General features: G+C 64.9%; 20 protein-coding genes and 3 tRNA genes. 20 read left to right on the plus strand and 3 right to left on the minus strand.

Going from position 1 to position 24,646, the window contains the following annotated elements; all coding sequences use genetic code 11:
- Window positions 1-19 precede the first annotated feature (19 nt).
- From ftsH to rmuC, 19 genes are all read left to right on the plus strand, one after another.
- Window positions 20-1,924 carry an ATP-dependent zinc metalloprotease FtsH gene (gene ftsH, locus N7640_RS07990; protein ID WP_220811105.1) on the plus strand — a complete coding sequence of 635 codons (1,905 nt, stop codon included), beginning with the start codon at window positions 20-22 and terminating at the stop codon, window positions 1,922-1,924.
- A gap of 9 nt (window positions 1,925-1,933) precedes the next feature.
- Window positions 1,934-2,785: a dihydropteroate synthase gene (gene folP / locus N7640_RS07995; RefSeq protein ID WP_279903389.1), complete on the plus strand. Its 852-nt coding sequence runs from the start codon at window positions 1,934-1,936 to the stop codon at window positions 2,783-2,785.
- A gap of 15 nt (window positions 2,786-2,800) precedes the next feature.
- Window positions 2,801-4,138, plus strand: a complete 1,338-nt coding sequence (glmM, locus tag N7640_RS08000) for a phosphoglucosamine mutase (RefSeq protein ID WP_220811103.1) — start codon at window positions 2,801-2,803, stop codon at window positions 4,136-4,138.
- A gap of 65 nt (window positions 4,139-4,203) precedes the next feature.
- Window positions 4,204-4,959: a triose-phosphate isomerase gene (tpiA, locus tag N7640_RS08005; protein ID WP_279903391.1), complete on the plus strand. Its 756-nt coding sequence runs from the start codon at window positions 4,204-4,206 to the stop codon at window positions 4,957-4,959.
- Window positions 4,960-4,962: 3 nt separating this feature from the next.
- Window positions 4,963-5,346, plus strand: a complete 384-nt coding sequence (secG, locus tag N7640_RS08010; protein WP_220811101.1) for a preprotein translocase subunit SecG — start codon at window positions 4,963-4,965, stop codon at window positions 5,344-5,346.
- Between the two features lie 10 nt (window positions 5,347-5,356).
- Window positions 5,357-5,442, plus strand: a tRNA-Leu gene (locus N7640_RS08015).
- A gap of 288 nt (window positions 5,443-5,730) precedes the next feature.
- Window positions 5,731-6,189, plus strand: a complete 459-nt coding sequence (gene rimP, locus N7640_RS08020) for a ribosome maturation factor RimP (protein ID WP_279903625.1) — start codon at window positions 5,731-5,733, stop codon at window positions 6,187-6,189.
- 47 nt (window positions 6,190-6,236) lie between these two features.
- The gene (nusA, locus tag N7640_RS08025) at window positions 6,237-7,718 is read left to right on the plus strand and encodes a transcription termination factor NusA (RefSeq protein WP_279903394.1); all 1,482 of its coding nucleotides are present in this window, start codon (window positions 6,237-6,239) and stop codon (window positions 7,716-7,718) included.
- Between the two features lie 28 nt (window positions 7,719-7,746).
- Window positions 7,747-10,239: a translation initiation factor IF-2 gene (gene infB / locus N7640_RS08030; protein ID WP_220811099.1), complete on the plus strand. Its 2,493-nt coding sequence runs from the start codon at window positions 7,747-7,749 to the stop codon at window positions 10,237-10,239.
- A gap of 100 nt (window positions 10,240-10,339) precedes the next feature.
- Window positions 10,340-10,717 carry a 30S ribosome-binding factor RbfA gene (gene rbfA / locus N7640_RS08035; RefSeq protein WP_279903399.1) on the plus strand — a complete coding sequence of 126 codons (378 nt, stop codon included), beginning with the start codon at window positions 10,340-10,342 and terminating at the stop codon, window positions 10,715-10,717.
- Window positions 10,718-10,719: 2 nt separating this feature from the next.
- Window positions 10,720-11,640 carry a tRNA pseudouridine(55) synthase TruB gene (truB, locus tag N7640_RS08040; protein WP_279903400.1) on the plus strand — a complete coding sequence of 307 codons (921 nt, stop codon included), beginning with the start codon at window positions 10,720-10,722 and terminating at the stop codon, window positions 11,638-11,640.
- 175 nt (window positions 11,641-11,815) lie between these two features.
- Window positions 11,816-12,085, plus strand: a complete 270-nt coding sequence (gene rpsO, locus N7640_RS08045) for a 30S ribosomal protein S15 (protein WP_021700421.1) — start codon at window positions 11,816-11,818, stop codon at window positions 12,083-12,085.
- A gap of 216 nt (window positions 12,086-12,301) precedes the next feature.
- A complete protein-coding gene (gene pnp / locus N7640_RS08050) occupies window positions 12,302-14,407 on the plus strand; it encodes a polyribonucleotide nucleotidyltransferase (protein ID WP_279903401.1) in 2,106 nt (701 codons plus the stop codon).
- Window positions 14,408-14,700: 293 nt separating this feature from the next.
- Window positions 14,701-15,069: a BON domain-containing protein gene (locus N7640_RS08055; protein WP_220811095.1), complete on the plus strand. Its 369-nt coding sequence runs from the start codon at window positions 14,701-14,703 to the stop codon at window positions 15,067-15,069.
- Between the two features lie 42 nt (window positions 15,070-15,111).
- The gene (locus N7640_RS08060) at window positions 15,112-15,309 is read left to right on the plus strand and encodes a CsbD family protein (protein ID WP_043308795.1); all 198 of its coding nucleotides are present in this window, start codon (window positions 15,112-15,114) and stop codon (window positions 15,307-15,309) included.
- Between the two features lie 221 nt (window positions 15,310-15,530).
- Window positions 15,531-15,607, plus strand: a tRNA-Met gene (locus N7640_RS08065).
- A gap of 110 nt (window positions 15,608-15,717) precedes the next feature.
- A tRNA-Met gene (locus N7640_RS08070) sits at window positions 15,718-15,794 on the plus strand.
- 483 nt (window positions 15,795-16,277) lie between these two features.
- A complete protein-coding gene (locus N7640_RS08075; protein ID WP_220811094.1) occupies window positions 16,278-16,676 on the plus strand; it encodes a sel1 repeat family protein in 399 nt (132 codons plus the stop codon).
- 177 nt (window positions 16,677-16,853) lie between these two features.
- Window positions 16,854-18,236 carry a DNA recombination protein RmuC gene (gene rmuC / locus N7640_RS08080; RefSeq protein ID WP_279903626.1) on the plus strand — a complete coding sequence of 461 codons (1,383 nt, stop codon included), beginning with the start codon at window positions 16,854-16,856 and terminating at the stop codon, window positions 18,234-18,236.
- Here the strand turns inward: rmuC and N7640_RS08085 are convergent.
- From N7640_RS08085 to N7640_RS08095, 3 genes are all read right to left on the minus strand, one after another.
- The gene (locus N7640_RS08085) at window positions 18,225-19,478 is read right to left on the minus strand and encodes an MgtC/SapB family protein (RefSeq protein WP_279903403.1); all 1,254 of its coding nucleotides are present in this window, start codon (window positions 19,476-19,478) and stop codon (window positions 18,225-18,227) included. The two genes, rmuC and N7640_RS08085, sit on opposite strands and share 12 nt — an antisense overlap.
- 66 nt (window positions 19,479-19,544) lie before the next feature.
- Window positions 19,545-20,243 (minus strand): pirin-like bicupin family protein, encoded by a 699-nt coding sequence (locus tag N7640_RS08090; RefSeq protein WP_279903405.1) that lies wholly within the window; start codon window positions 20,241-20,243, stop codon window positions 19,545-19,547.
- A gap of 189 nt (window positions 20,244-20,432) precedes the next feature.
- Entirely contained in the window at window positions 20,433-23,909 is a 3,477-nt protein-coding gene (locus tag N7640_RS08095) for a PAS domain-containing hybrid sensor histidine kinase/response regulator (RefSeq protein WP_279903406.1), read from the minus strand.
- Between the two features lie 165 nt (window positions 23,910-24,074).
- Here N7640_RS08095 and N7640_RS08100 point away from each other — a divergent pair, with 165 nt between their 5' ends.
- On the plus strand, window positions 24,075-24,644 hold the full coding sequence (locus tag N7640_RS08100) for a GNAT family protein (protein WP_220811090.1): 570 nt from the start codon (window positions 24,075-24,077) through the stop codon (window positions 24,642-24,644).
- The last annotated feature ends 2 nt before the right edge of the window (window positions 24,645-24,646 follow it).

The following is a 24,646-nucleotide window of genomic DNA, read 5'->3' on the forward strand; positions in this document are numbered from 1 at the left end:
GGGTAGCGAATTGAACGACATGGCAAAGAACCTGATCCTGTGGCTGATCATCGCAGCCGTCCTGGTCACGGTGATGAACAACTTCTCCAGCCCCAGCGAAGCCGGCAAGCTGAACTACTCCGAATTCATCCAGCAGGTCCAGGAAGGCAAGGTCAGGCAAGTCACTGTCGATGGCTACATCATCAGCGGCAAGAATCTCGACGGCACCACCTTCGAGACCGTCCGCCCGGCCATCGAAGACCGCGGTCTGATCAAGGACCTGATCGACAACAACGTCGAGATCGTCGGCAAGCAGCCGGAGCGCCAGAGCATCTGGACCCAGCTGCTGGTGGCCAGCTTCCCGATCCTGGTGATCATCGCCGTGTTCATGTTCTTCATGCGCCAGATGCAGGGCGGTGGCGGTGGCCGCGGTGGTCCGATGAGCTTCGGCAAGTCCAAGGCGCGCCTGCTCTCCGAAGACCAGGTCAAGACCACGCTGGCCGATGTCGCTGGCTGCGACGAGGCCAAGGAAGAAGTCGGCGAGCTGGTCGAGTTCCTGCGTGACCCGGGCAAGTTCCAGCGCCTGGGCGGTCGCATCCCGCGCGGCGTGCTGATGGTTGGCCCGCCCGGCACCGGCAAGACGTTGCTGGCCAAGGCCATCGCTGGCGAGGCCAAGGTGCCGTTCTTCACCATTTCCGGTTCCGACTTCGTCGAGATGTTCGTCGGTGTCGGCGCCAGCCGTGTGCGTGACATGTTCGAGCAGGCCAAGAAGCACGCTCCCTGCATCATCTTCATTGACGAGATCGACGCCGTCGGTCGCCATCGTGGCGCCGGCCTGGGTGGCGGTCACGACGAGCGCGAGCAGACCCTCAACCAGTTGCTGGTGGAGATGGACGGTTTCGAGATGAATGACGGCATCATCGTCATCGCCGCCACCAACCGTCCGGACGTGCTGGACCCGGCCCTGCTGCGTCCCGGCCGCTTCGACCGCCAGGTAGTGGTCGGTCTGCCGGATATCCGCGGTCGCGAGCAGATCCTGAAGGTGCATATGCGCAAGGTGCCGGTAGGCGACAACGTCGAGCCCGCGGTCATTGCCCGCGGCACTCCGGGCTTCTCCGGTGCCGATCTTGCCAACCTGGTCAACGAGGCGTCTCTGTTCGCCGCCCGCGCCAGCAAGCGCCTGGTGGAAATGAAGGAATTCGAGCTGGCCAAGGACAAGATCATGATGGGCGCCGAGCGCAAGTCCATGGTCATGTCCGAGAAGGAGAAGCTCAATACCGCCTACCACGAGGCCGGTCATGCCATCGTCGGTCGCCTGGTGCCGGAGCATGACCCGGTCTACAAGGTGTCGATCATTCCGCGCGGTCGCGCCTTGGGCGTGACGATGTTCCTGCCAGAGGAAGATCGCTACAGCCTGTCCAAGCGTGCTCTGGAAAGTCAGATCTGCTCGCTGTTCGGCGGTCGCATCGCCGAGGAGATGACCCTGGGCTTCGATGGTGTCACCACCGGTGCGTCCAACGACATCATGCGCGCTACCCAGATCGCCCGGAATATGGTGACCAAGTGGGGCCTGTCCGAGAAACTCGGTCCGCTGATGTACGCGGAGGAGGAGGGCGAGGTGTTCCTCGGTCGCAGCGCCGGCAGTCAGCACACCAACGTGTCCGGCGAGACCGCCAAGCAGATCGACCAGGAAGTGCGCCGGATCATCGACGAGAGCTACTCCACGGCGAAGCGCCTGCTGGAAGAGAACCGCGACAAGCTGGACATGATGGCCGACGCGCTGATGAAGTACGAGACTATCGACTCCGAGCAGATCGACGACATCATGTCTGGGCGTGCGCCTCGCGAGCCGCGCGACTGGCAGGGTGGCTCCGGCACCCCGACGCCGAAGGAGCAGGTCGAGCGTCCCGAAACTCCGATCGGCGGTCCGGCGGGCGAACACTAAGGTTCACCGATGACCGTTGCGCAGTACCCGACCCGACTGTCCTGTGGCAGTCGGGTTCTCGACCTTTCCGTGTCCCATGTCATGGGCATTCTCAACGTCACTCCCGATTCCTTCTCCGACGGCGGCCGTTTCGCTGCGCGTGACGCAGCCTTGCGCCATGCCGAGCGGATGGTCGCGGCCGGCGCGACGCTGATCGATGTCGGGGGGGAGTCCACCCGCCCCGGTGCTCGGCTTGTTTCTCCGGTCGAAGAGCTGGAGCGTGTCGCGCCGGTGGTCGAGGCGCTCGCCGCGGAGCTGGACGTGGTCATTTCCCTGGATACCTCGACGCCCGCCGTCATGCGCGAGGGCGCTCGGCTGGGAGCGGGGCTGATCAATGACGTGCGCGCCCTGCGTCGTGACGGTGCTCTCGAGGCGGCGGCCGACACTGGTCTGCCGGTTTGCCTGATGCACATGCTCGGCGAGCCTGGGACCATGCAGCAGGACCCTCGCTACGACGACGTGGTGGGCGAGGTATGCGCCTTTCTCGAGCAGCGCATGGCTGCCTGTGTCGAGGCTGGTGTCGCGCGCGAGCGGATCGTTCTTGATCCCGGATTCGGTTTCGCCAAGACTCTCGATCACAACCTGAGCCTGTTCAAGCATCTGGACGTGGTGCGCGCGCTTGGTCGGCCGTTGCTGGTCGGCGTGTCGCGCAAGAGCATGATCGGTCAGGCCTTGGGGCGTGAGGTGCATGAGCGCCTGTACGGCGGCATCGCCCTGGCGGCCCTGGCGGTGGCAAATGGCGCCTGTATCCTGCGCGTCCACGACGTCGCGGAAACCGTTGATGCGGTGCGTATGATCGCCGCAGTGCAGGCAGCAGAATAAGTAGTTGGAGTGATCATGAGCAGAAAGTATTTCGGTACCGATGGTATCCGCGGCCATGTCGGCCAGTTCCCCATCACTCCGGAGTTCATCCTCAAGCTGGGCTGGGCTGCCGGGATGGCGTTCAGGAAGCAGGGCAAGTGCCGCATCCTGATCGGCAAGGACACCCGGATTTCCGGCTACCTGTTCGAGTCCGCGCTCGAATCCGGCCTGCTGGCCGCAGGCGCCGACGTGATGTTGCTCGGCCCCATGCCGACGCCGGCCATCGCCTACCTCACCCGAACCTTCCAGGCGGAGGCGGGCATCGTCATCAGCGCTTCGCACAATCCGCACCATGACAACGGCTTCAAGTTCTTCTCGGGGCTCGGCACCAAGCTGCCGGACGAGATCGAGCTGATGATTGAGGAGCTGCTCGACCAGCCGATGACCGTGGTCGAGTCGGAGCAGCTCGGCAAGGTCACCCGCATCAACGACGCGGCTGGCCGCTACATCGAGTTCTGCAAGTCCAGCGTGCCCAACCACACCAGTTTCGCCGGCATCAAGGTGGTGCTCGATTGCGCACATGGCGCGACCTACAAGGTGGCGCCCAGCGTGTTCCGCGAGCTGGGCGCGCAGGTTTCGGTGATCTCCGCCCAACCCAATGGCCTGAACATCAACGACGCCTGCGGCTCGACCCATGTCGAGGCGTTGCAGGCCGAGGTGCTGGCCCAGCAGGCCGACCTGGGAATCGCCTTCGACGGTGATGGCGACCGGGTGCTGATGGTCGACCACACTGGCGCCGTGGTCGATGGTGATGAACTGCTGTACATCATCGCCCGTGATCTGCACGAGCGCGGCAAGCTCCAGGGCGGCGTGGTCGGCACACTGATGAGCAACCTGGGGCTGGAGCTGGCGCTCGGCGAGCTGGGTATTCCCTTCGTGCGTGCCAAGGTCGGCGACCGCTATGTGATGGCCGAGCTGCAGGGGCGTGGCTGGCAGCTTGGTGGTGAGAATTCCGGGCATCTGGTCTGCTGCCAGCACACCACCACCGGCGATGCGATCATCGCCGCGCTGCAGGTGTTGATGGCGCTCAAGCGCTCGGACAAGACCCTGGCCGAGGCGCGCCTGGCGCTGCGCAAGTGCCCGCAGGTGCTGATCAATGTGCGCTTCAGCGGTGACGTCGATCCGGTGAGTCACGTAGCCGTGCAGGATGCCTGCTCGCATGTCACCGAGCGTATGGCGGGGCGCGGTCGCGTGCTGCTGCGCAAGTCCGGCACCGAGCCTCTGGTGAGGGTGATGGTGGAGGGCGACGACGAGGCGCAGGTCCGTGGCTACGCCGAGGAACTGGCCAAGGTCGTCGCCGAAGTCTGTGCCTGATTCGGCTTGCTAGTGCATAAGCTCTTGGGTAACATCTGCGCCCACTTTGAACGACGAGGTCTGGCATGCGTCGCCCCCTGGTAGCTGGTAACTGGAAAATGCACGGTACCCGCGCCAGCGTCGCAGAGCTGATCAAGGGCCTTCGTCAACTGGCGTTGCCGAGTGGTGTCGAGGTGGCGGTGATGCCGCCCTGTCTGTACATCACTCAGGTCCTGACCGGGTTGGAAGGCAAGGCCATTACGGTGGGCGCGCAGAATAGCGCGGTCGAGCCCATGCAGGGTGCGCTGACCGGCGAGATCGCGCCGAGCCAGTTGGCCGATGCGGGTTGCAGCATGGTGCTGGTCGGGCATTCGGAGCGTCGCCTGATCCTTGGCGAGCGTGACGAGCAGATTAGCCGCAAGTTCGCCGCGGCTCAGTCCTGTGGCCTGGTTCCGGTGCTGTGCATCGGTGAGTCGCTGGAGCAGCGTCAGGCCGGCAAGACGCTCGAAGTGGTCGCTGCCCAGTTGGGCAGTGTGATCGAAGAGCTGGGCGTAGGTGCCTTCGCTCGGGCTGTGGTGGCTTACGAGCCGGTCTGGGCCATCGGTACCGGTCTGACCGCTTCGTCGCAGCAGGCCCAGGAAGTACATGCAGCCATCCGCGCTCAACTGGCGGCGGAGAATGCCGAAGTGGCGCGTGGCGTAAGAATTCTGTATGGCGGCAGTGTCAAGGCCGCCAATGCTGCCGAGTTGTTCGGCATGCCGGATATCGACGGGGGGCTCATTGGTGGGGCCTCCTTGAACGCAGATGAGTTTGGCGCGATCTGTCGTGCCGCAGGAAACTGATAAATGCTGGAAACAGTCGTAATCGTCGTACATCTGTTGGGCGCCATCGGTGTCGTCGGCCTGGTGTTGCTGCAGCAGGGCAAGGGCGCGGATGCTGGAGCCTCCTTCGGCGCTGGCGCCTCGGGCACCGTATTCGGCAGCCAAGGTTCCGCTACCTTTATGAGTCGCTTTACTGCTATACTCGCTGCGGTTTTTTTCATTACCAGCTTGGGTTTAGCCTACTTTGCTAAAGAAAAAGCTGATAATCTGACGCAGGCTGGTCTGCCGGATCCGGCGGTTCTGGAAGTGCAGCAGGAGAAGCCGGCGGTAGAAGATGTTCCAGTGCTCGAAGAACAAAAACCGGCAGCCGACAAGGCTGACGTACCTCAGGTTCCAGAGCAGCAGTAATACCCTCTTTGCCGAGGTGGTGGAATTGGTAGACACGCTACCTTGAGGTGGTAGTGGCCATAGGCTGTAGGGGTTCGAGTCCCCTCCTCGGTACCATATTTCGGTGAGGCCCGCAGGTTCTGCGGGCCTCGTCGTTTCCAGGGGTTCGGTTGACCCTAGTGCTCAAGGCCCGTATACTCTTGGCCCAGCTTTGGCGCGGGGTGACGGTCCGACAGCTTTTCGGGCTCTCTGATCGATGCTGGTTCACCGGCACCGTGCCAGTAGTAAAAAAGCCCCTTATCAGGGGCTTTTTGCTAGCTGACAGTCCGCCATCCGGTTCGGGTGGCTCGATGGATGGGCGTTTCGCCCATTTTTTATTTCTACGGCATGCGCGGAGGGCTTCGGGTGTCGAGCAAGCTGGAACAGTTGCAGGCCATGTTGGCCCCGGTGGTCGAGTCTCTCGGCTACCAATGCTGGGGAATCGAATTCATCTCCCAGGGGAGGCATTCCCTCCTGCGCGTCTATATCGATCATGCCAACGGCATCCTGATCGACGACTGCGAGGCGGTCAGCCGCCAGGTCAGTGCCGTGCTGGATGTCGAGGATCCGATCAGCAGCGAGTACACCCTCGAGGTGTCGTCGCCCGGCATGGACCGGCCGCTGTTCACCCTCGAGCAGTTCGCCGGGCATGTCGGCGAGCAGGTGAAGATCAAGCTGCGCTCGCCCTTCGAGGGGCGACGCAATTTCCAAGGCCTCCTCCGTGGTGTGGAGGAGCAGGACGTGGTGGTGCTGGTGGATGACCACGAATTCCTGTTGCCGATCGATCTGATCGACAAGGCCAACATTATTCCCCGTTTTGACTGAGACGCGGATCCCGCGGATCCAATGGATTGCGAAAGGCGAGGCGTACGATGAGTAAAGAAGTACTGCTGGTTGTAGAGTCGGTCTCCAATGAAAAGGGTGTGCCGGCCGCTGTAATTTTCGAGGCGCTGGAGCTGGCTCTGGCGACTGCGACGAAGAAACGCTTCGACGATGAAGTCGAGCTGCGTGTGGCGATCAATCGCCAGACCGGCAACTACGAGACTTTCCGTCGTTGGGAGGTGGTTGCCGAGGAGGATCTGGAAAACCCGGCAGCCCAGCTGACTGTTGAAGAGGCCCAGGCACGCGAGCCCGGTGCCAAGCTCGGCGATTTCGTCGAGGAGCCGGTCGAGTCCATCGAGTTCGGCCGTATCGCCGCGCAGACTGCGAAGCAGGTCATCGTGCAGAAGGTACGCGAGGCCGAGCGGGCCCAGGTGGTCGACGCCTATCGCGAACGCGTGGGCGAAATCATCTCCGGCACCGTGAAGAAGGTCACCCGCGACAGCGTGATCGTCGACCTCGGCAACAACGCCGAAGCGCTGCTGGCCCGCGAAGACATCATCCCGCGCGAGACCTTCCGCGTCGGTGCCCGCATGCGTGCCCTGCTCAAGGAAATCCGCACCGAGAACCGTGGTCCGCAGCTGATCCTGTCGCGCACCGCGCCGCAGATGCTGATCGAGCTGTTCACCATCGAAGTGCCGGAAATCGCCGAGGGCCTGATCGAAGTGATGGCCGCCTCCCGCGATCCGGGATCGCGCGCCAAGATCGCCGTGCGTTCCAAGGACAAGCGCATCGACCCGCAGGGCGCCTGCATCGGCATGCGCGGTTCGCGTGTCCAGGCCGTCTCCGGCGAGATCGGTGGTGAGCGCGTGGACATCGTGCTGTGGGACGAGAACGTCGCCCAGTTCGTGATCAACGCGATGGCACCGGCCGAAGTGGCCGCGATCATCGTCGATGAAGATACGCATGCCATGGACATCGCCGTGGCCGAGGACAATCTCGCCCAGGCCATCGGTCGCGGCGGCCAGAACGTGCGCCTGGCCAGCCAGCTGACCGGCTGGACGCTGAACGTGATGACCGAGGCCGACATCCAGGCCAAGCAGCAGGCCGAGACCGGTGACATCCTGCAGAACTTCATCGACGAGCTGGATGTGGATGAAGAACTGGCCCAGGTGCTGGTCGAGGAAGGTTTCACCAGTCTGGAAGAAATCGCCTACGTGCCGATGGAAGAGATGCTCAGCATCGACGGTTTCGACGAGGACATCGTCAACGAGCTGCGCGCCCGCGCCAAGGACCGTCTGCTGACCAAGGCCATCGCCACCGAAGAGAAGCTGGCTGATGCCCAGCCCGCCGAAGACCTGCTGTCCCTGGATGGCATGGACAAGACCCTGGCCCAGGAGCTGGCGGTTCGTGGCGTGGTGAATCGCGAAGACCTGGCCGAGCAGTCCATCGACGACCTGCTCGACATCGACGGCATGGATGAAGAGCGTGCCGGCAAGCTGATCATGGCCGCTCGAGCCCACTGGTTCGAGTAAAGCGGTAGCGGCCTGAGGAGAGAAATGCATGACGCAAGTCACGGTGAAAGAACTGGCCCAAGTGGTCGATACGCCAGTGGAGCGCCTGCTGCAGCAGATGCGCGAGGCAGGTTTGCCCCACACCAGCGCCGAACAGGTGGTAACCGACAACGAGAAGCAGGCCCTGCTGGCTCACCTCAAGGGTAGCCACGGCGAAAAGCTGGAAGAGCCTCGCAAGATCACTCTGCAGCGCAAGACCACCACTACCCTGAAGGTTGCCGGTAGCAAGACCATCAGTGTGGAAGTGCGCAAGAAGAAGACCTACGTCAAGCGCAGCCCGGCCGAGATCGAGGCCGAGAAGCAGCGCGAGCTGGAAGAGCAGCGTGCCGCCGAAGAGGCTGCCCGTCTGAAGGCCGAGGAAGAGGCCCGCAAGCAGGCCGAGGTCGAAGCCCGCAAGCAGCAGGACGCCGCTGCCCTGGCATCCGTTGCTCCCGCGGCGGAAGCGTCCCCGGGCGCAGCCGTGGCTGCCGAAGCCGCTCCTGCCGCCGCCAAGAAGGAAGAGCCTCGCCGCGTCGAGAAAGAGAAAGAGAAGCCGGCACGCAGTGACGACGACGAACGTCGCGATCGCAAGCATGCCCAGCATCGCCCGACTCTCAAGGACAAGGCCCCGACTCCTCGCGTCGCTCCGCGCAGCACCGACGAAGAAGTCGACGACTATCGTCGTCGCGGCGGTCGCATGAAGCCGAAGAAGCGTAATCAGCACGGGTTCCAGAGCCCGACAGGACCTATTGTGCGTGAAGTAGCGATCGGCGAGACCATTACCGTTGGCGACCTGGCTGCCCAGATGTCGGTCAAGGGCGCCGAAGTGGTCAAGTTCATGTTCAAGATGGGCTCCCCGGTGACCATCAACCAGGTCCTGGACCGCGAGACCGCGCAGCTGGTCGCCGAGGAAATGGGCCACAAGGTCAAGCTGGTCAGCGAGAATGCGCTCGAAGAGCAGCTGGCCGAATCGCTGAAGTTCGAAGGCGAGGCCTTCTCCCGTGCGCCGGTCGTGACCGTGATGGGCCACGTCGACCATGGCAAGACTTCCCTGCTCGACTACATCCGTCGTGCCAAGGTGGCGGCGGGCGAAGCCGGCGGCATCACCCAGCACATCGGTGCCTACCACGTGGAAACCGACCGCGGCATGGTCACCTTCCTCGATACCCCCGGTCACGCCGCATTTACCCAGATGCGTGCTCGTGGAGCCCAGGCGACCGACATCGTGATTCTGGTGGTGGCGGCCGACGACGGCGTCATGCCGCAGACCCAGGAAGCCGTGCAGCACGCGAAAGCGGCTGGCGTGCCGATCGTGGTCGCGGTGAACAAGATGGACAAGCCGGAAGCCAACCCGGACAACATCAAGAACGGCCTGGCCGCTCTGGATGTGATTCCGGAAGATTGGGGCGGCGACGCGCCGTTCGTGGGTGTCTCGGCGAAGGCCGGTACCGGTATCGATGAGTTGCTGGAGGCCGTGCTGCTGCAGGCCGAAGTGCTCGAACTCACCGCTACTCCGTCGGCCCCGGGTCGTGGTGTCGTGGTCGAGTCGCGCCTGGACAAGGGCCGTGGCCCGGTGGCCACCGTGCTGGTCCAGGACGGTACCCTGCGTCAGGGCGACATGGTCCTGGTCGGCGTCAACTATGGCCGCGTGCGCGCCATGCTCGACGAGAACGGCAAGGCCATCAAGGAAGCCGGTCCGTCCATCCCGGTCGAGATCCTCGGCCTGGACGGCACACCGGATGCCGGTGACGAGGTGACCGTGGTGGCCGACGAGAAGAAGGCCCGCGAAGTGGCCCTGTTCCGTCAGGGCAAGTTCCGCGAAGTGAAGCTGGCCCGCGCTCACGCCGGCAAGCTGGAAAACATCTTCGAGAACATGGGCCAGGAAGAGAAGAAGACGCTCAACATCGTCCTCAAATCCGACGTCCGTGGCTCCCTGGAAGCGCTGCAGGGCTCGCTCAGCGGCCTGGGCAACGACGAAGTGCAGGTGCGCGTGGTCGGTGGCGGCGTCGGTGGTATCACCGAATCCGATGCCAACCTGGCGCTGGCCTCCAACGCGGTGCTTTTCGGCTTCAACGTGCGTGCCGATGCCGGCGCGCGCAAGATCGTCGAGGCCGAAGGCCTGGACATGCGTTACTACAACGTGATCTACGACATCATCGAAGACGTCAAGAAAGCCTTGACCGGCATGCTCGGCAGCGATGTTCGCGAGAACATCCTGGGCACCGCCGAAGTGCGTGACGTGTTCCGTTCGCCGAAGTTCGGCGCGGTCGCCGGCTGCATGGTCATCGAGGGTACCGTTCACCGCAACCGTCCGATCCGCGTACTGCGCGACGACGTGGTGATCTTCGAGGGCGAGCTGGAGTCGCTGCGTCGCTTCAAGGACGACGTCGCCGAAGTGCGTAACGGCATGGAGTGCGGTATCGGCGTGAAGAGCTACAACGACGTCAAGGTCGGGGACAAGATCGAAGTGTTCGAGAAGGTCCAGGTGGCTCGTACCCTGTAAGGGACGGCCCGCAACACCGGACGCCCGGCCCCGCATCAGCGCGGCCGGGCGTTTGCCGCTTTTGAGCCCGCTGGCCGTGTCGGTGGGAGAGGTAGGAAAAATGGCCAAAGAATATAGCCGCACCCAGCGCATCGGCGATCAGATGCAACGCGAGCTGGCGCAGTTGATCCCGCGCGAGGTCAAGGACCCGCGCCTGGGCTTCGTCACCATCACCGCCGTCGATGTCAGCCGTGATGTCGGCCACGCCAAGGTGTTCGTCACCCTGATGGGCGAGAACGACTCCGACAAGATCAAGCTCAACCTGGAAGTGCTCAACGATGCCGCCGGCTACCTGCGCATGCTGCTGGGCAAGGCGATGAAGCTGCGCAGCGTGCCGCAGCTGCATTTCCATTACGACGAGAGTATCTCGCGCGGCGCCCATCTGTCGGCGCTGATCGAGCGTGCGGTTTCCGAAGACAGCAAGCACCAGGACGATTGAGCGTGGCCCAGGTAAAACGTATCCGCCGCAATGTCAGCGGCATCCTGGTCCTCGACAAGCCGCGCGGCATGAGTTCCAACCAGGCCCTGCAGAAGGTGCGCTGTTTGCTCAATGCCGAGAAGGCCGGGCACACCGGCAGCCTCGATCCGCTGGCCACCGGCGTGCTGCCGCTGTGCTTCGGCGAGGCCACCAAGTTCTCCCAGTACCTGCTGGATGCCGACAAGGGCTACGAGACCGTGGCCCAGCTGGGCGTCACCACCACCACCGGCGATGCCGAGGGTGAGGTGCTCGAACGCCGCGAGGTGACCGTCGGTCGGGACGCCGTGGAGGCGCAGCTGCCGCGTTTCCGTGGTGAAATCAAGCAGATACCGCCGATGTATTCGGCCCTGAAGAAGGACGGCCAGCCGCTGTACAAGCTGGCACGGGCCGGCGAAGTAGTGGAGCGCGAGGCGCGATCTGTTACTATCGCGCGCCTGGATTTGCTGGGACTGGAGAATGCGCAGCTGCGTCTCTCCGTTGCCTGCAGCAAGGGCACCTATATCCGTACCCTGGTGGAGGATCTGGGTCGCGAGCTGGGCTGTGGCGCCCATGTCGCCGAGCTGCGTCGCACCCAGGCCGGGCCGTTCGACCTGGCACAGACGGTGACGCTGGAAGAACTGGAGCGCGTGCACGCCGAAGGCGGCAACGAGGCGCTGGATCGCTTCCTGCTGCCGTCGGACAGTGGCCTGGAACACTGGCCACTGCTGCAGTTCAGCGAGCACAGCTCGTACTACTGGCTGCATGGCCAGCCGGTACGCGCCCCGGAAGCGCCGAAGTTCGGCATGGTCCGGGTGCAGGATCACAACGGTCGCTTCATCGGCATCGGTGAAGTGAGCGAAGACGGGCGCATCGCGCCGAAGCGATTGATCTACACCGGCACCTGATGCCGTTGGAAAGTCCCGGGCTCTGGTCTTGGGCAACTGATTCGGTCGAATGACCGGAACCGCGGGCGAATTCGTTCGGGCGCGGCCAAGAGGGTGGCTGTCAACAGGCGCGGTCATACCTCCATTTAAAACACGGGAGTCGCTCCCGGCCTGTTCACTCTAGGAGCCCATTACCATGGCACTGAGCGTTGAAGAAAAAGCCCAGATCGTTAACGACTACAAGCAAGCTGAAGGCGATACCGGTTCTCCGGAAGTGCAGGTTGCCCTGCTGACCGCCAACATCAACAAGCTGCAGGACCACTTCAAGGCCAACGGCAAAGACCACCACTCGCGTCGTGGCCTGATCCGCATGGTCAACCAGCGCCGCAAGCTGCTGGACTACCTGAAGGGTAAGGACACCAGTCGTTACAGCGCCCTCATCGGTCGCCTGGGTCTGCGTCGCTAAGACGTACACCTGAAGTGAGAAGCTGGAAGCTCGGAGTCGCAGGTCGGTTGATACCGGCCCGTGGCTTCGGCCTTCCAGCTTCTGGCTTTCTACAGAGCGGAATTTGAAACCCGTTCAAAAACCGGTTCCGACGAGCCGAGTTCTGAACAGGTTTCAGGGGCAGTAGACCCCTGTTGCAGCAGTTTCCCCCAAGGCAACAAAGAGAAGGAAAATACCGTGACTCCGGTTATTAAAAAGTTCCAGTTCGGTCAGTCGACCGTCACCCTCGAAACCGGGCGCATCGCCCGTCAGGCCTCCGGTGCCGTTCTGGTTACCGTGGACAACGATGTCAGCGTGCTGTGCACCGTGGTTGGCGCCAAGCAAGCCGATCCGGGCAAGGGCTTCTTCCCGCTGTCCGTGCACTACCAGGAAAAGACCTACGCTGCCGGCAAGATCCCTGGCGGCTTCTTCAAGCGTGAAGCGCGTCCTTCCGAGAAAGAGACCCTGACCTCGCGCCTGATCGACCGTCCGATCCGCCCGCTGTTCCCGGAAGGCTTCCTCAACGAAGTGCAGGTCATCTGCACCGTGGTCTCCACCAGCAAGAAGACCGACCCGGACATCGCCGCGATGATCGGCACCTCGGCCGCCCTGGCCATCTCCGGCATCCCGTTCGACGGCCCGATCGGCGCCGCGCGCGTGGCCTTCCACCCGGAAACCGGCTACCTGCTGAACCCGACCTACGAGCAGCTCAAGGCTTCCAGCCTGGACATGGTCGTGGCCGGTACCAAGGACGCTGTGCTGATGGTTGAATCCGAAGCCAAAGAGCTGACCGAAGACCAGATGCTGGGCGCCGTGCTGTTCGCCCATGACGAGTTCCAGGCCGTGATCAAGGCCGTTGGCGAACTGGCTGCCGAAACCGGCAAGCCGCGCTGGAACTGGACCGCCCCGGCCGAGAACACCGCTCTGCTCAGCGCCATCAAGGCCGAGTTCGGCGAGGCCATCTCCCAGGCCTACACCATCACCATCAAGCAGGACCGCTACAGCCGTCTCGACGAGCTGCGCGACCAAGTCGTCGCCAAGTTCTCCGGCGAAGAAGGCCAGCCGTCCTCCGGCGAAGTCAAAGACGCCTTCGGCCTGATCGAATACCGCACCGTGCGCGAGAACATCGTCAACGGCAAGCCGCGTATCGACGGTCGCGACACCCGCACCGTACGTGGCCTGAACATCGAAGTTGGCGTGCTCGACAAGACCCACGGCTCGGCCCTGTTCACCCGTGGCGAAACCCAGGCCCTGGTGGTTGCCACCCTCGGCACCGCCCGCGACGCGCAGCTGCTCGACACCCTGGAGGGCGAGAAGAAAGACCCCTTCATGCTGCACTACAACTTCCCGCCATACTCGGTCGGCGAGTGTGGTCGCATGGGTGCCACTGGCCGCCGCGAGATCGGCCACGGTCGTCTGGCCCGTCGTGGCGTAGCCGCCATGCTGCCGGCTGCCGACGAGTTCCCGTACACCATCCGTATCGTCTCGGAAATCACCGAGTCCAACGGCTCGTCCTCCATGGCTTCGGTCTGCGGCGCTTCCCTGGCCCTGATGGACGCTGGTGTGCCGATGAAGGCGCCGGTTGCCGGTATCGCCATGGGCCTGGTCAAGGAAGGTGACAAGTTCGCCGTACTGACCGACATCCTCGGTGACGAAGACCACCTGGGCGACATGGACTTCAAGGTTGCCGGTACCGCCAACGGTGTGACCGCGCTGCAGATGGACATCAAGATCCAGGGCATCACCGAAGAGATCATGGAGATCGCCCTGAATCAGGCCCTGGAAGCGCGCCTGAACATCCTCGGCCAGATGAACAAGGTCATCGCCCAGTCGCGTACCGAGCTGTCGGCCAACGCCCCGACCATGCTGGCGATGAAGATCGACCAGGACAAGATCCGCGACGTCATCGGCAAGGGTGGCGCCACCATCCGTGGTATCTGCGAAGAGACCAAGGCCTCCATCGACATCGAGGACGACGGTTCGATCAAGATCTTCGGCGAGACCAAGGAAGCGGCCGAGGCTGCCAAGCAGCGCGTGCTGGCGATCACCGCCGAGGCCGAGATCGGCAAGATCTACGTCGGCCGCGTCGAGCGCATCGTCGACTTCGGCGCCTTCGTCAACATCCTGCCGGGCAAGGACGGCCTGGTGCATATCTCGATGCTGAGCGATCAGCGCGTCGAGAAAGTCACCGACGTGCTGCAGGAAGGCCAGGAAGTGAAGGTTCTGGTGCTGGACGTGGACAACCGCGGCCGCATCAAGCTGTCGATCAAGGACGTTGCCGCCGCCGAGGCTTCCGGCGTTTAAGCCTTAAGCTCGCAGCGAGAAAAGGGCCCTACGGGGCCCTTTTTTCGTTTCTGGGAGTCCGCTTGGCATCAGAGCCGCAATGGCACGGCACCGATCCTTGCAATCTGCACGGCCGATTTGGCCGCTTGCGGCATTTTGCATGCCAGATTGAGCGCATGTATTTTTTAACTGACTGATAAATAAGGGAAAAATTTTAAGATCAGGCTGGCACAGCGCTTGCGATATCCCTTGTGCAAGCGCAGCCAGGAGTTGGCTGCGAATACTTCAGAAGAAGCAATCAGGAGTGGATCGCCATGAAAAAGTCGTTCAACAAGTGGACTCTTGCCGCTGTTACTGCCGCCGCCATGGGCCTGCCGCTGGGCAACGCCGCCTTTGCAGAAGAACCCGCTGCGCCGCAGCCGCTGCAGCTGGCGGCCAATGAGACCGTCAATGACGCGGAAGAGGCGGTCACCGACACCTGGATCACCAGCAAGGTGAAAGCCAGCTTCCTGGCCGATGACAGCATCAGCGGCCTCGACATCAAGGTAGAGACCAACCAGGGCGTGGTATCGCTCTCCGGTGTGGTGCCGACCGATGCCGAGCGTGACCTGGCCGTGGAAAAAGCCAAGACCATCAAAGGCGTGAAAGCCGTTTCCGCCGATGGCCTGAAATCCACCGAATAACCTACTGAGCTGCCGGTCTGGCAGTGATCTGGAGGCAATTTCATGAATTCCGATGTCATCAAAGGCAAATGGAAGCAGCTCTCGGGTCGTATCCAGGAGCGCTGGGGCAACCTGACCAACGACGACTTGGATATCGTCGAGGGCCATAGCGAATACCTGGAAGGGAAGCTGCAGGAGCGCTACGGCTGGACCAAGGAACGTGCCCAGCAGGAAGTGCGCGACTTCAGCAGCAAGCTGTAGCGAGCGCGCTGGCAAAAAGACCCCGATATTCGGGGTCTTTTTGCTGTGTGCGATCTGGGAGAGGCTGGAGTTCGGGTTTCCAGAATCCATGTCCGGTGTTCGCCGGGTTTTCGGCCTGCAGGTTCGTTCCGGAATGAGCCCACGGCTGTAAACATCTGACGGAGAAACATTTTTTCAGAGTAAAAGGTTGACAGCCCTTCCTCTTTGAGTAGAATGGCGGCCGCGGGATGGAGCAGTCTGGTAGCTCGTCGGGCTCATAACCCGAAGGTCGTCGGTTCAAATCCGGCTCCCGCAACCAATTTGAAAGGCCACTCGAAGGAGTGGCCTTTTTGTTTTCTGTCGATTTGATTTCCTGATCAAATCAACAAAATCGATTGACAGAACTCTATCAGTGAGTAGAATGGCGGCCGCGGGATGGAGCAGTCTGGTAGCTCGTCGGGCTCATAACCCGAAGGTCGTCGGTTCAAATCCGGCTCCCGCAACCAATTCCCCTCAGCTGTATTTCTCCAGTCGCCTCCAGCCTTGTACCAGAACGAGGTTTTCAGGACGGCGACCACGCCATACTTCTTCCGCCAGACCGGCTTCAGGTAACGATATCCCGTTCCCCCGGCGCTTCGACTCGTCTCGCCCCCTAAGCCAGCACCCAGGCTGGCGGTTGTGCACAGCTATGATGCACCTTGTCAGACTGCTGTCACAATATCTCGTAACTGCTTGATTCTTCGTGATCATTTTTCAACTATATGAAAAATAAGGTATTTTTAATTGGTGAAAAAAGCATCAGTTTGAGGAAGAGCCACGGACAGTGGGGGATGAGAAAGGTTTCCACCAACTTGTCCACGTAGTTATCCACAGCTTCTGTGGATTTCTAGAGTCATTGTTCTAGAGCGTTTTTCCGCGTGTTTGGCAAGTCTTTACCCGGCGAAAAAAGAGAGTAGAGTGGCGCGCCTCGAAGCCAGCCCCCTGCCTCCATGAAGTCTCGTGTTTCAATTGCCGCTCAGCATCAGCCCGGTTCTGGCAATCGCCTGCCGGTTCGCCTGGCATTCTGGCTCCTGGATCGTCCCCGACTGGGGCATCACTCCAGCATCAAGCACTTCGCCGGCCGCCTGCTCAAGCAACCGGCCCGCCAGGGCGTGGTGGCTGCCCAGAGCCGGCTCGGCCAGTTGCTGTGCCGCGACTGCGGCAATGCCCGTGATCGTCGCATTGGCCTCGAACTGCTGCGCCAGGCCGCGCGCGCCGGCGATGCGCGTGCCCAGCTGGAACTGGGGCGTCTGCACTGCCAGCCGCAGCAGGCGCGTCACTGGCTGGGACTGGCCGCCGCCCAGGGCTCGCAAGAGGCCGCGCGCCTGCTGCAGCGCCTCAACCCCTGACGACCGCGCGGGTATACTGCCGGGCATTCCGAACCGACAGCGAGCCCGCCCGTGCCTCTTCCTTTCGCCCTCGACCCGACCAACCTGCTGCTCGGCCTTTTGCTGGGCGCCGTGCCGCTGGCGCTGCTGCTCTGGCGCCAGCAGCGCGGGCTGGCTGCGCAGGCCGCCGAGCGGCTACTGCTGGAGGAAAGGCTGAGCCAGGCGCGCCTGGCCCAGGAGGGGCTGAGCGCCCAGCTCGACGGCACCCTCGACGATCTGCGTGGCCAGCAGCAGGAGAGCACCCGCCAGCAGGCCGAGTTGGCTGCCCTGCGCCGGGAAAGCGAGCTGCTAGGCCGCGAGCGCGAGTCCGCCCAGGCGGCGGCGCAGGCGTGGGGCGTCGAGCGCGAGCGCAAGGAGAGTCAGCTGCGCGAACTGGAGAGCCAGCGCGCCGCCCTGTCCGCCGAGCTGCGCGAGCAGCAGGAAAACCACCAGCAGCGCCTGAGCGACCTGCAGGCCGCCCGCGATGAGCTGCGCGCGCAGTTCGCCGAGCTGGCCGGGAAGATCTTCGACGAGCGCGAGCAGCGCTTCGCCGAGACCAGCCAGCAGCGCCTGGGTCAGTTGCTCGACCCGCTCAAGGAGCGCATCCAGGCCTTCGAGAAGCGGGTGGAGGAGAGCTACCAGAACGAGGCGCGCGAGCGCTTCTCCCTGGGCAAGGAACTGGAGCGCCTGCAGCAGCTCAACCAGCGCCTGGGCGAGGAGGCCACCAATCTGACCCAGGCGCTGCGCGGCCAGAAGACCCAGGGCAACTGGGGCGAGCTGGTGCTGGAGCGGGTGCTGGAGCACGCCGGCCTGGAGAAGGGGCGCGAGTACCAGACCCAGGTCAGCCTCAAGGGCGCCGATGGCGTGCGCTTCCAGCCGGACGTGCTGATCCAACTGCCCGGCGACAAGCAGGTGGTCGTCGATGCCAAGGTCAGCCTGACCGCCTACCAGGCGATGATCGCCGCCGAGGACGAGGCGGTCCGCGCCCATGCCCTGAAGCAACACGTGGTGAGCCTGCGCAGCCACCTGCGCGGCCTCTCGGTGAAGGACTACCAGCGCCTGGAGGGCCTGCACAGCCTGGACTTCGTGCTGCTGTTCGTGCCCATCGAGGCTGCCTTCGCCGCCGCCCTGCAGGCCGACCCCGGCCTGTTCCAGGAGGCCTACGAGCAGCACATCGTGATCGTCAGCCCGACCACCCTGCTGGCGACCCTGCGGGTGATCGACAGCCTCTGGCGCCAGGAGCGGCAGAGCCAGAACGCCCGCGACATCGCCGAGCGCGCCGGGCAGCTGTACGACAAGTTCGTCGCCTTCATCGCCGACCTGGACGAGGTGGGCAACCGCCTCAAGCAGCTCGACAAGGCCTACGACGCCGCGCGCAACAAGCTCTGCGAGGGCCGCGGCAATCTGATCAACCGGGTTGAGACTCTCAAGCTGCTCGGCGCCCGCGCCAGCAAGAGCCTGCCGCCCGAGCTGATCGAGCGCGCTTCCGGCCTGTCGCTGCTCGACGAGGCCGACGCCGACGAGCAGCCGCTACAGCAGTAGCGCGCCGAGGCCGACCAGCAGGCCCAGCAGCATCACCGGTACCGTATGCAGGGCCAGTGCGCGGCCGCCGATCAGCACGATCAGCAGTGCCTTGACCAGGCTGTTGCTCAGCGCCGCCAGGTAGATGCCGCGCACCGCCAGTTCCGGCGCCAGGTCGCTGTGGGCGCTGCGTGCCAGTGACAGGGTGATGGCGTCCACGTCGGTCAGGCCGGAGAGGATCGACACGCCATAGATGCCGGCGTTGCCAAAGGTCTCCCGTGCGCCCTCGATGAGGAACAGGATCAGCACCAGCAGGGCGCCGAAGCGCAGCGCCGGGCCCAGCTCGAAGGGGTTCCTCAGCGGCGGCTCCAGGCCTTCGGTGACCTCGCGCCCGGCGCGCAGGTAGCAGGCCAGCGCGCCGCCCGCGTACACCAGTGCCGCCAGCGACAGCGGCAGGACCAGTTCCGGCAGCAGCGCGCGGTTGACCAGGCCGACCTCCAGCAGCACCCGCGGGAACATCAGCGCCGAGGTGGCCAGCAGGGCGCAGGCGAGCAGGGCGTGCAGCGCGCGGTTGTCGTGCAGGCGCGACAGGGTCATGGTCATGGCGGTGGAGGAGACGATGCCGCCGAGCAGGGCCGTGACCAGCAGGCCGTGGCGGGTGCCAACCAGGCGCACGGCGATGTAGGCGGCGAAGCCGATGGCGGCGATCAGCACCACCATCCACCAGGTGGTGTAGGGGTTGAAGGCCTGCCAGGGGCCGTAGCCCCGGTCCGGCAGCACCGGCAGCAGGACCAGGGAGATGAACAGCAGTTTCAGCGCGCCGGACAGTTCCGCTGCCGAGAGCCGGCGCAGGCCCTGGTGCAGTGGTTCCTTGAGGCTCAGCAGCAGGGCCACTGCCACGGCGCCGCCGGCGGCCACCGCGCGGCCGTGGCTGAACACCAGGCTGCCGAAGACGAAGGTGAGGATCAGCGCGATCTCGCTGGTCAGGCCGAGGTCGCCGCTGCGCAGCGCCTCGCTCAGGTAGCCGGCCAGGACCAGTGCGCCGACCAGCATCAGCAGGCCGACCCAGGCGGCGACGCCGAAGCGCTCGCCGAGCAGGGCGGCCAGCCCGCCGAGCAGGCCGACCAGGCCGAAGGTGCGGACCCCGGCGATCAACTGGTCGTCGTCACCGTCGCGGGCGCGCCAGCCGCGCTCGGCACCGATCAGCAGGCCGACGGCGAGCGCGGTGGCGAGGTCCAGGGCGAGTTCGGCGGCTGGGGGCATGGCGGTGTCCGCAAGGGCTGGGTGCCGCCATTCTAGACCGGCGGGAGCGCCTCCGGCTGCGCTGGATCAAGCCACGTCGACCAGGATCACCTCGCTGTCCTCGAGGGCGGTGACGCGCACCAGGTCCTCGTCGGCCACGGCCACGCCGTCGCGCGCCTCGGCCGTCACGCCGTTGACCTCGATGCGACCCCTGGCGGCCACCAGGTAGCCCTTGCGCAGGTGGCCCAGCGGATACTCGGCGCTCTGCCCGGCGGCCAGGGTGGCGGCGGCGAGACGGGCGTCGGCGCGGATGCGCAGGGCGTCCTCGTCGCCGGCGCGGCCACTGGCCAGGACCACGAACCGGCCGGCGCGCTCACCCTTGGGAAAAGGCCTGGCGCCCCAGGACGGCGCCTCGCCCTGCTGGTCGGGGAGGATCCAGATCTGGAAGATGCGCGCGGTCACGTCCTCCCGGTTGTACTCCGAGTGGGCGATGCCGGTGCCGGCGCTCATCACCTGCACGTCGCCCGCCTCGGTGCGGCCCTGGTTGCCCAGATTGTCGCGATGGCTGATGGCGCCTTCGCGGACGTAGGTGATGATCTCCATGTCATTGTGCGGATGCGGCGGGAAGCCGCTGCCGGCGGCGATCTCGTCGTCGTTCCATACCCGCAGGCGGCCCCAGTTGACGCGCTCGGGGTCGTGGTAGCCGGCGAAGGAGAAGTGGTGGCGGGCGTTCAGCCAGCCGTGGTCGGCATGGCCGAGGGTGGCGAAGGGGCGTACTTCGATCATGGTGAAAACTCCGTTGCCGGCGGCGCTGGAATGCGCCGCCGGGGATGGACGCATGATCTATCGACTATGTTGCGATAAAAAGCGCAAAAATCCGCTTCTATCTATCCTGTTATTGGATTGGTATGGCGGGTGAAGCCTGCACTCCATATAGGAAGGGGAGCAGCACGAGGCTCGCGGGTTTCACCCGCCCTACGGTAAGTTCAGGGGCAGGTGGCGGCTGATCAGGGCGCGCAGGGCGGCCGGCTTGACCGGCTTGGCCAGGTAGTCGAGGCCGGCGGCGTGGACCGCGGCGACCAGTTCCGGTCGGGCATCGGCGCTGATCACCACGCCCGGCAGCGGCTGGCCCATGCGCGCGCGCAGCCAGGCCATCAGCTCGGTGCCGGTGTCGCCCTCGTCTAGGTGGTAGTCGACCAGCGCCAGTTGCGGGCGCACCGACTCGTCCAGCAGGTGTTCGCATTCCAGGCGGTTGCGCGCTGTCCACACCTGGCAGCCCCAGCGCGACAGCAGGCTGTGCATGCCGGCGAGGATGCTGTCCTCGTTGTCGATGCACAGCACTTGGGCGCCGCCCAGGGTCTGGGCCGGGGTCTCGACGCCCGGTTGCGCCACCGCCGAGGCGGGGCCGCGCACCAGCGGCACGCGCACGCTGAACACGCTGCCCTTGCCGGGCCAGGAGCGCACTTCCAGATGGTGCCCCAGCACCCGGCACAGGCCGTCGGCGATGGCCAGGCCAAGGCCCAGGCCCTTCTCGGCGCGGGTCTGGTGGCTGTCCAGGCGCTTGAACTCCTCGAAGATCACCTTGCGCTTGTCCTCGGGAATGCCCGGGCCGCGGTCCCACACTTCCAGGCGCAGGCACTCGCCGTCGCGGCGGGCGCCGAGCAGCACGTGGCCGCGGGCGTAGCGGAAGGCGTTGGTGAGGAAGTTCTGCAGCACCCGGCGCAGCAGCCTGGGGTCGCTGTCGATGCGCAGGTGGCACGGTACCAGGCGGAAGTCCACGCCCTGTTCGTGGGCCAGCACCTTGAATTCCGCGCCCAGCGCGTCGAACAGCTGGCCGAGGGGGAAGTGGCTGCGCTCCGGGGTGATGCGCCCGCTTTCCAGGCGTGAGATGTCCAGCAGGTCGGTGATCAGGTCCTCGGCCGAGCGCAGCGAGCTGTCCAGATGGCGCACCAGTTCCTGCGCCTCCCGCGGCAGGGCTTCCTGCTGGTGGGCGAGGGAGGCGGAGAACAGCCGGGCGGCGTTCAGCGGCTGCATCAGGTCGTGGCTGACGGCGGCGAGGAAGCGGGTCTTCGACTGGTTGGCGGATTCGGCGTTGGCCTTGGCCTCGCCCAGTTCCTCGTTGAGCTGGGACAGCTCGCGGGTGCGTTCGAGCACGCGCTGTTCGAGGCTCTCGTTGACTTCCTTGAGGTCGGACTCGGCCTGGCGGAAGGCGGTGATGTCGGTGAAGCTCATGACGAAGCCGCCGCCGGGCATGGGGTTGCCGATCAGTTCGATGACCCGGCCGTTGGGGAACAGCCGCTCGGAGGTGTGGGCCTTGCCCTGGCGCATCCAGAACAGGCGCTTGGCGACGTGCTCGTCGACGTCGCCGGGGCCGCACAGGCCGCGTTCGGCGTTGTAGCGGATGATGTCGGCGATCGGCCGGCCGACGCCGATCAGCCCTTCCGGGTACTCGAACAGTTCCAGGTAGCGGTGGTTCCAGGCCACCAGGCGCAGGTTCTGGTCGACCACGCTGATGCCCTGGGTGATGTTCTCGATGGCCCCCTGCAGCAGCGCCCGGTTGAACTGCAGCACCTCGCTGGCCTCGTCGACGATGCGCACCACGTCCTCGACCTGCATCTCCCGGCCTTCGATGGCGGCCCGCACCACGGCGCGAGTGCTGGAGGCGCCGAGCACGCCGGCCAGCAGGCGCTCGGTGTGGGCGATCCACTCGGCGTCGGCGTTCTGCGTGGGGTTGAACGGCCGGTCCTGCTGGTAGGAGAAGCGCACGAAGCTCTGCCGCGCCCGTTCCTCGCCGACGAAGCGCGCGGCCAGCGCCATCAGGTCGGCCACCTGCACTGCCAGCAGGTTGCGCCCGCTGGGCTTGGCGCCGGTGTCCAGGCCGATGAAGCGGCCGGCCTGCCAGTGTTCGGACACCCGCGAGCGAGAGAACCAGGACACCGAGGCGAACAGCAGCCAGTTGCCGGTCAGCGACAGCACCACGCCACGGGTCAGCGGGTCCACCTCGATGCCGATGGGGTAGTAGAGCAGTTCCGGCAGCAGCGGGAAGCTGTCCAGCGACCAGCGCAGGCCGCCGGCCACCAGCGGCAGGACCAGGGTGTAGAACCACAAGGTGCAGCCGGCGGCCAGGCCGGCGAACACGCCGCGACGGTTGGCCTGCTTCCAGATCAGCGCGCCGATCATCGCCGGCGCCAGCTGGCTGATGGCGGCGAACGACAGCTGGCCGATGGTGGCCAGGCTGGCGTTGGTGCCGAGCAGGCGGTAGCAGACGTAGGCCAGCAGCAGGATGACCACGATGCTCACGCGCCGGGCGCTGAGCATCCAGTGGCGGAACGCCTCGAACGGCCGCTCGGCGTTCTGCCGGCGCAGCAGGGCCGGCAGCAGCATGTCGTTGCAGACCATGGTCGACAGCGCCACGGCCTCGACGATGACCATGCCGGTGGCCGCCGAGGCGCCGCCGATGAAGGCCAGCAGGGCCAGCGCGGGGTGCGCCTCGGCCAGTGGCAGGCTGATCACGAAGGAGTCCGGCTGCACGCCGGGCGACAGCAGCAGTTGCCCGGCCAGGGCGATGGGCACCACGAACAGGGCGGCGAGGATCAGGTAGATGGGGAATACCCAGCGGGCCTGGCGCAGGTCGCTGGCCTCGATGTTCTCCACCACGGCGACGTGGAACTGGCGCGGCAGGCAGATGATGGCGGTCATCGCCAGGCCGGTCTGCACCAGCATCGCCGGCCAACTGAAGGTCTGCGACCAGAAGCCTTCGAGGGCCGGCGCCTGGCTGGCGCGGGTGAACAGGTCGCCGAAGCCGCCGAACAGGCCCCAGGTGACGAACACGCCGACGGCGAGGAAGGCGAGCAGCTTGACCAGCGACTCGAAGGCGATCGCCAGCACCATGCCGCGGTGGTGTTCGGTGACGTCCAGGCTGCGGGTGCCGAACAGGATGGTGAACAGGGCGAGGATCACCGACACGATCAGCGCCGTGTCCTGGCCGCGGGTCGGGCTGGGCGTCGTGCCGACCAGCAGGTTGACGCCGAGCACGATGCCCTTGAGCTGCAGGGCGATGTAGGGCAGCACGCCGACCAGGCAGATCAGCGCCACCACCACGGCCAGGCTCTGCGACTTGCCGTAGCGCGCGGCGATGAAGTCGGCGATGGAGGTGATGTTTTCCTGCTTGCTGATCGCCACCATCTTTTCCACCACCCAGGGGGCGAAGAGCAGGACGATGATCGGCCCGAGGTAGATCGGCAGGAACGACCACAGCTCCCCGGCGGCCTGGCCGACCGCGCCGAAGAAGGTCCAGCTGGTGCAGTACACGGCCAGCGACAGGCTGTAGACCCAGGCGCGCAGGCGTGGTTTGAGCGGGGTGCGGCGGCGGTCGCCGTAGAAGGCGATGGCGAACAGGATGGCCATGTAGGCCAGGGCGACGAAGGCGATCAATCCGCCGGACAGCGACATGCGAACTCCGCGTGTGGGGCATGGTCAGCAAGACCATGGAATAGTGAGATTAGTCTCGCATGCGGCGTTCGACTCGTCAGGCCGACCATGGTCGCAGCCCGCTTGAGTCGCTCATGAACGCCTGATAGCGTGGCCGGCCGTGGTCGCTTTACCGGAGTTCGCGTCATGTTCAAGCCCCAACCCGTCACCCTTCAGCAGGGCGCCCTGCGCCTCGATCCCCTGGTCGAGAGCGACCTGCCGGGCCTGCTGGAACTGGCCGAGGCCAACCGCGAATCCCAGCAGTACATGAGCGGCACCGTGCGCCCGGACTGGTACCGCAGCGCGCTGTCCGACCAGCGCGAGCAGCTGGCGGTGGTGTTCGCCATCCGCCTGGCCGGCGAGCTGGTCGGCACCACTCGCTTCTTCGATTTCAACCCGGCGCTGCCGGCCGCCGAGATCGGCTCCACCTGGCTGGATACCCGCCAGCAGGGCACCGGCCTCAACGGCATGATCAAGTACCTGATGCTGCGCCACGCCTTCGAGGAGTGGCAGCTGGTGCGCGTGCAGCTCAAGACCGCCGCCAGCAACCTGCGTTCGCAGAGCGCCATCGCCAAGCTCGGTGCCCAGCGCGAGGGCGTGCTGCGCAACCACCGGCGCCTGGCCGACGGCCGCCTCGACGACACCGTGATGTACAGCATCACCGACCGCGAGTGGCCGCAGGTGAAGGCTGGCCTGGAGGCGCGCTTCGGCGCCTGAGG

This window comes from Pseudomonas sp. GD04015, from assembly GCF_029837675.1.
Lineage (GTDB): Bacteria > Pseudomonadota > Gammaproteobacteria > Pseudomonadales > Pseudomonadaceae > Aquipseudomonas > Aquipseudomonas paralcaligenes.

Bases quoted from the DNA above. Each gene is read 5' to 3' on its own strand.
- N7640_RS08055 (WP_220811095.1), top strand. From the start codon at position 14,701: ATGAAAAAGTCGTTCAACAAGTGGACTCTTGCCGCTGTTACTGCCGCC.
- nusA (WP_279903394.1), top strand. From the start codon at position 6,237: ATGAGTAAAGAAGTACTGCTGGTTGTAGAGTCGGTCTCCAATGAAAAG.
- N7640_RS08100 (WP_220811090.1), top strand. From the start codon at position 24,075: ATGTTCAAGCCCCAACCCGTCACCCTTCAGCAGGGCGCCCTGCGCCTC.
- N7640_RS08090 (WP_279903405.1), bottom strand. From the start codon at position 20,243: ATGATCGAAGTACGCCCCTTCGCCACCCTCGGCCATGCCGACCACGGC.
- N7640_RS08060 (WP_043308795.1), top strand. From the start codon at position 15,112: ATGAATTCCGATGTCATCAAAGGCAAATGGAAGCAGCTCTCGGGTCGT.
- infB (WP_220811099.1), top strand. From the start codon at position 7,747: ATGACGCAAGTCACGGTGAAAGAACTGGCCCAAGTGGTCGATACGCCA.
- N7640_RS08075 (WP_220811094.1), top strand. From the start codon at position 16,278: ATGAAGTCTCGTGTTTCAATTGCCGCTCAGCATCAGCCCGGTTCTGGC.
- folP (WP_279903389.1), top strand. From the start codon at position 1,934: ATGACCGTTGCGCAGTACCCGACCCGACTGTCCTGTGGCAGTCGGGTT.
- rbfA (WP_279903399.1), top strand. From the start codon at position 10,340: ATGGCCAAAGAATATAGCCGCACCCAGCGCATCGGCGATCAGATGCAA.
- N7640_RS08095 (WP_279903406.1), bottom strand. From the start codon at position 23,909: ATGTCGCTGTCCGGCGGATTGATCGCCTTCGTCGCCCTGGCCTACATG.
- rpsO (WP_021700421.1), top strand. From the start codon at position 11,816: ATGGCACTGAGCGTTGAAGAAAAAGCCCAGATCGTTAACGACTACAAG.
- tpiA (WP_279903391.1), top strand. From the start codon at position 4,204: ATGCGTCGCCCCCTGGTAGCTGGTAACTGGAAAATGCACGGTACCCGC.
- glmM (WP_220811103.1), top strand. From the start codon at position 2,801: ATGAGCAGAAAGTATTTCGGTACCGATGGTATCCGCGGCCATGTCGGC.
- N7640_RS08085 (WP_279903403.1), bottom strand. From the start codon at position 19,478: ATGCCCCCAGCCGCCGAACTCGCCCTGGACCTCGCCACCGCGCTCGCC.
- ftsH (WP_220811105.1), top strand. From the start codon at position 20: ATGGCAAAGAACCTGATCCTGTGGCTGATCATCGCAGCCGTCCTGGTC.
- secG (WP_220811101.1), top strand. From the start codon at position 4,963: ATGCTGGAAACAGTCGTAATCGTCGTACATCTGTTGGGCGCCATCGGT.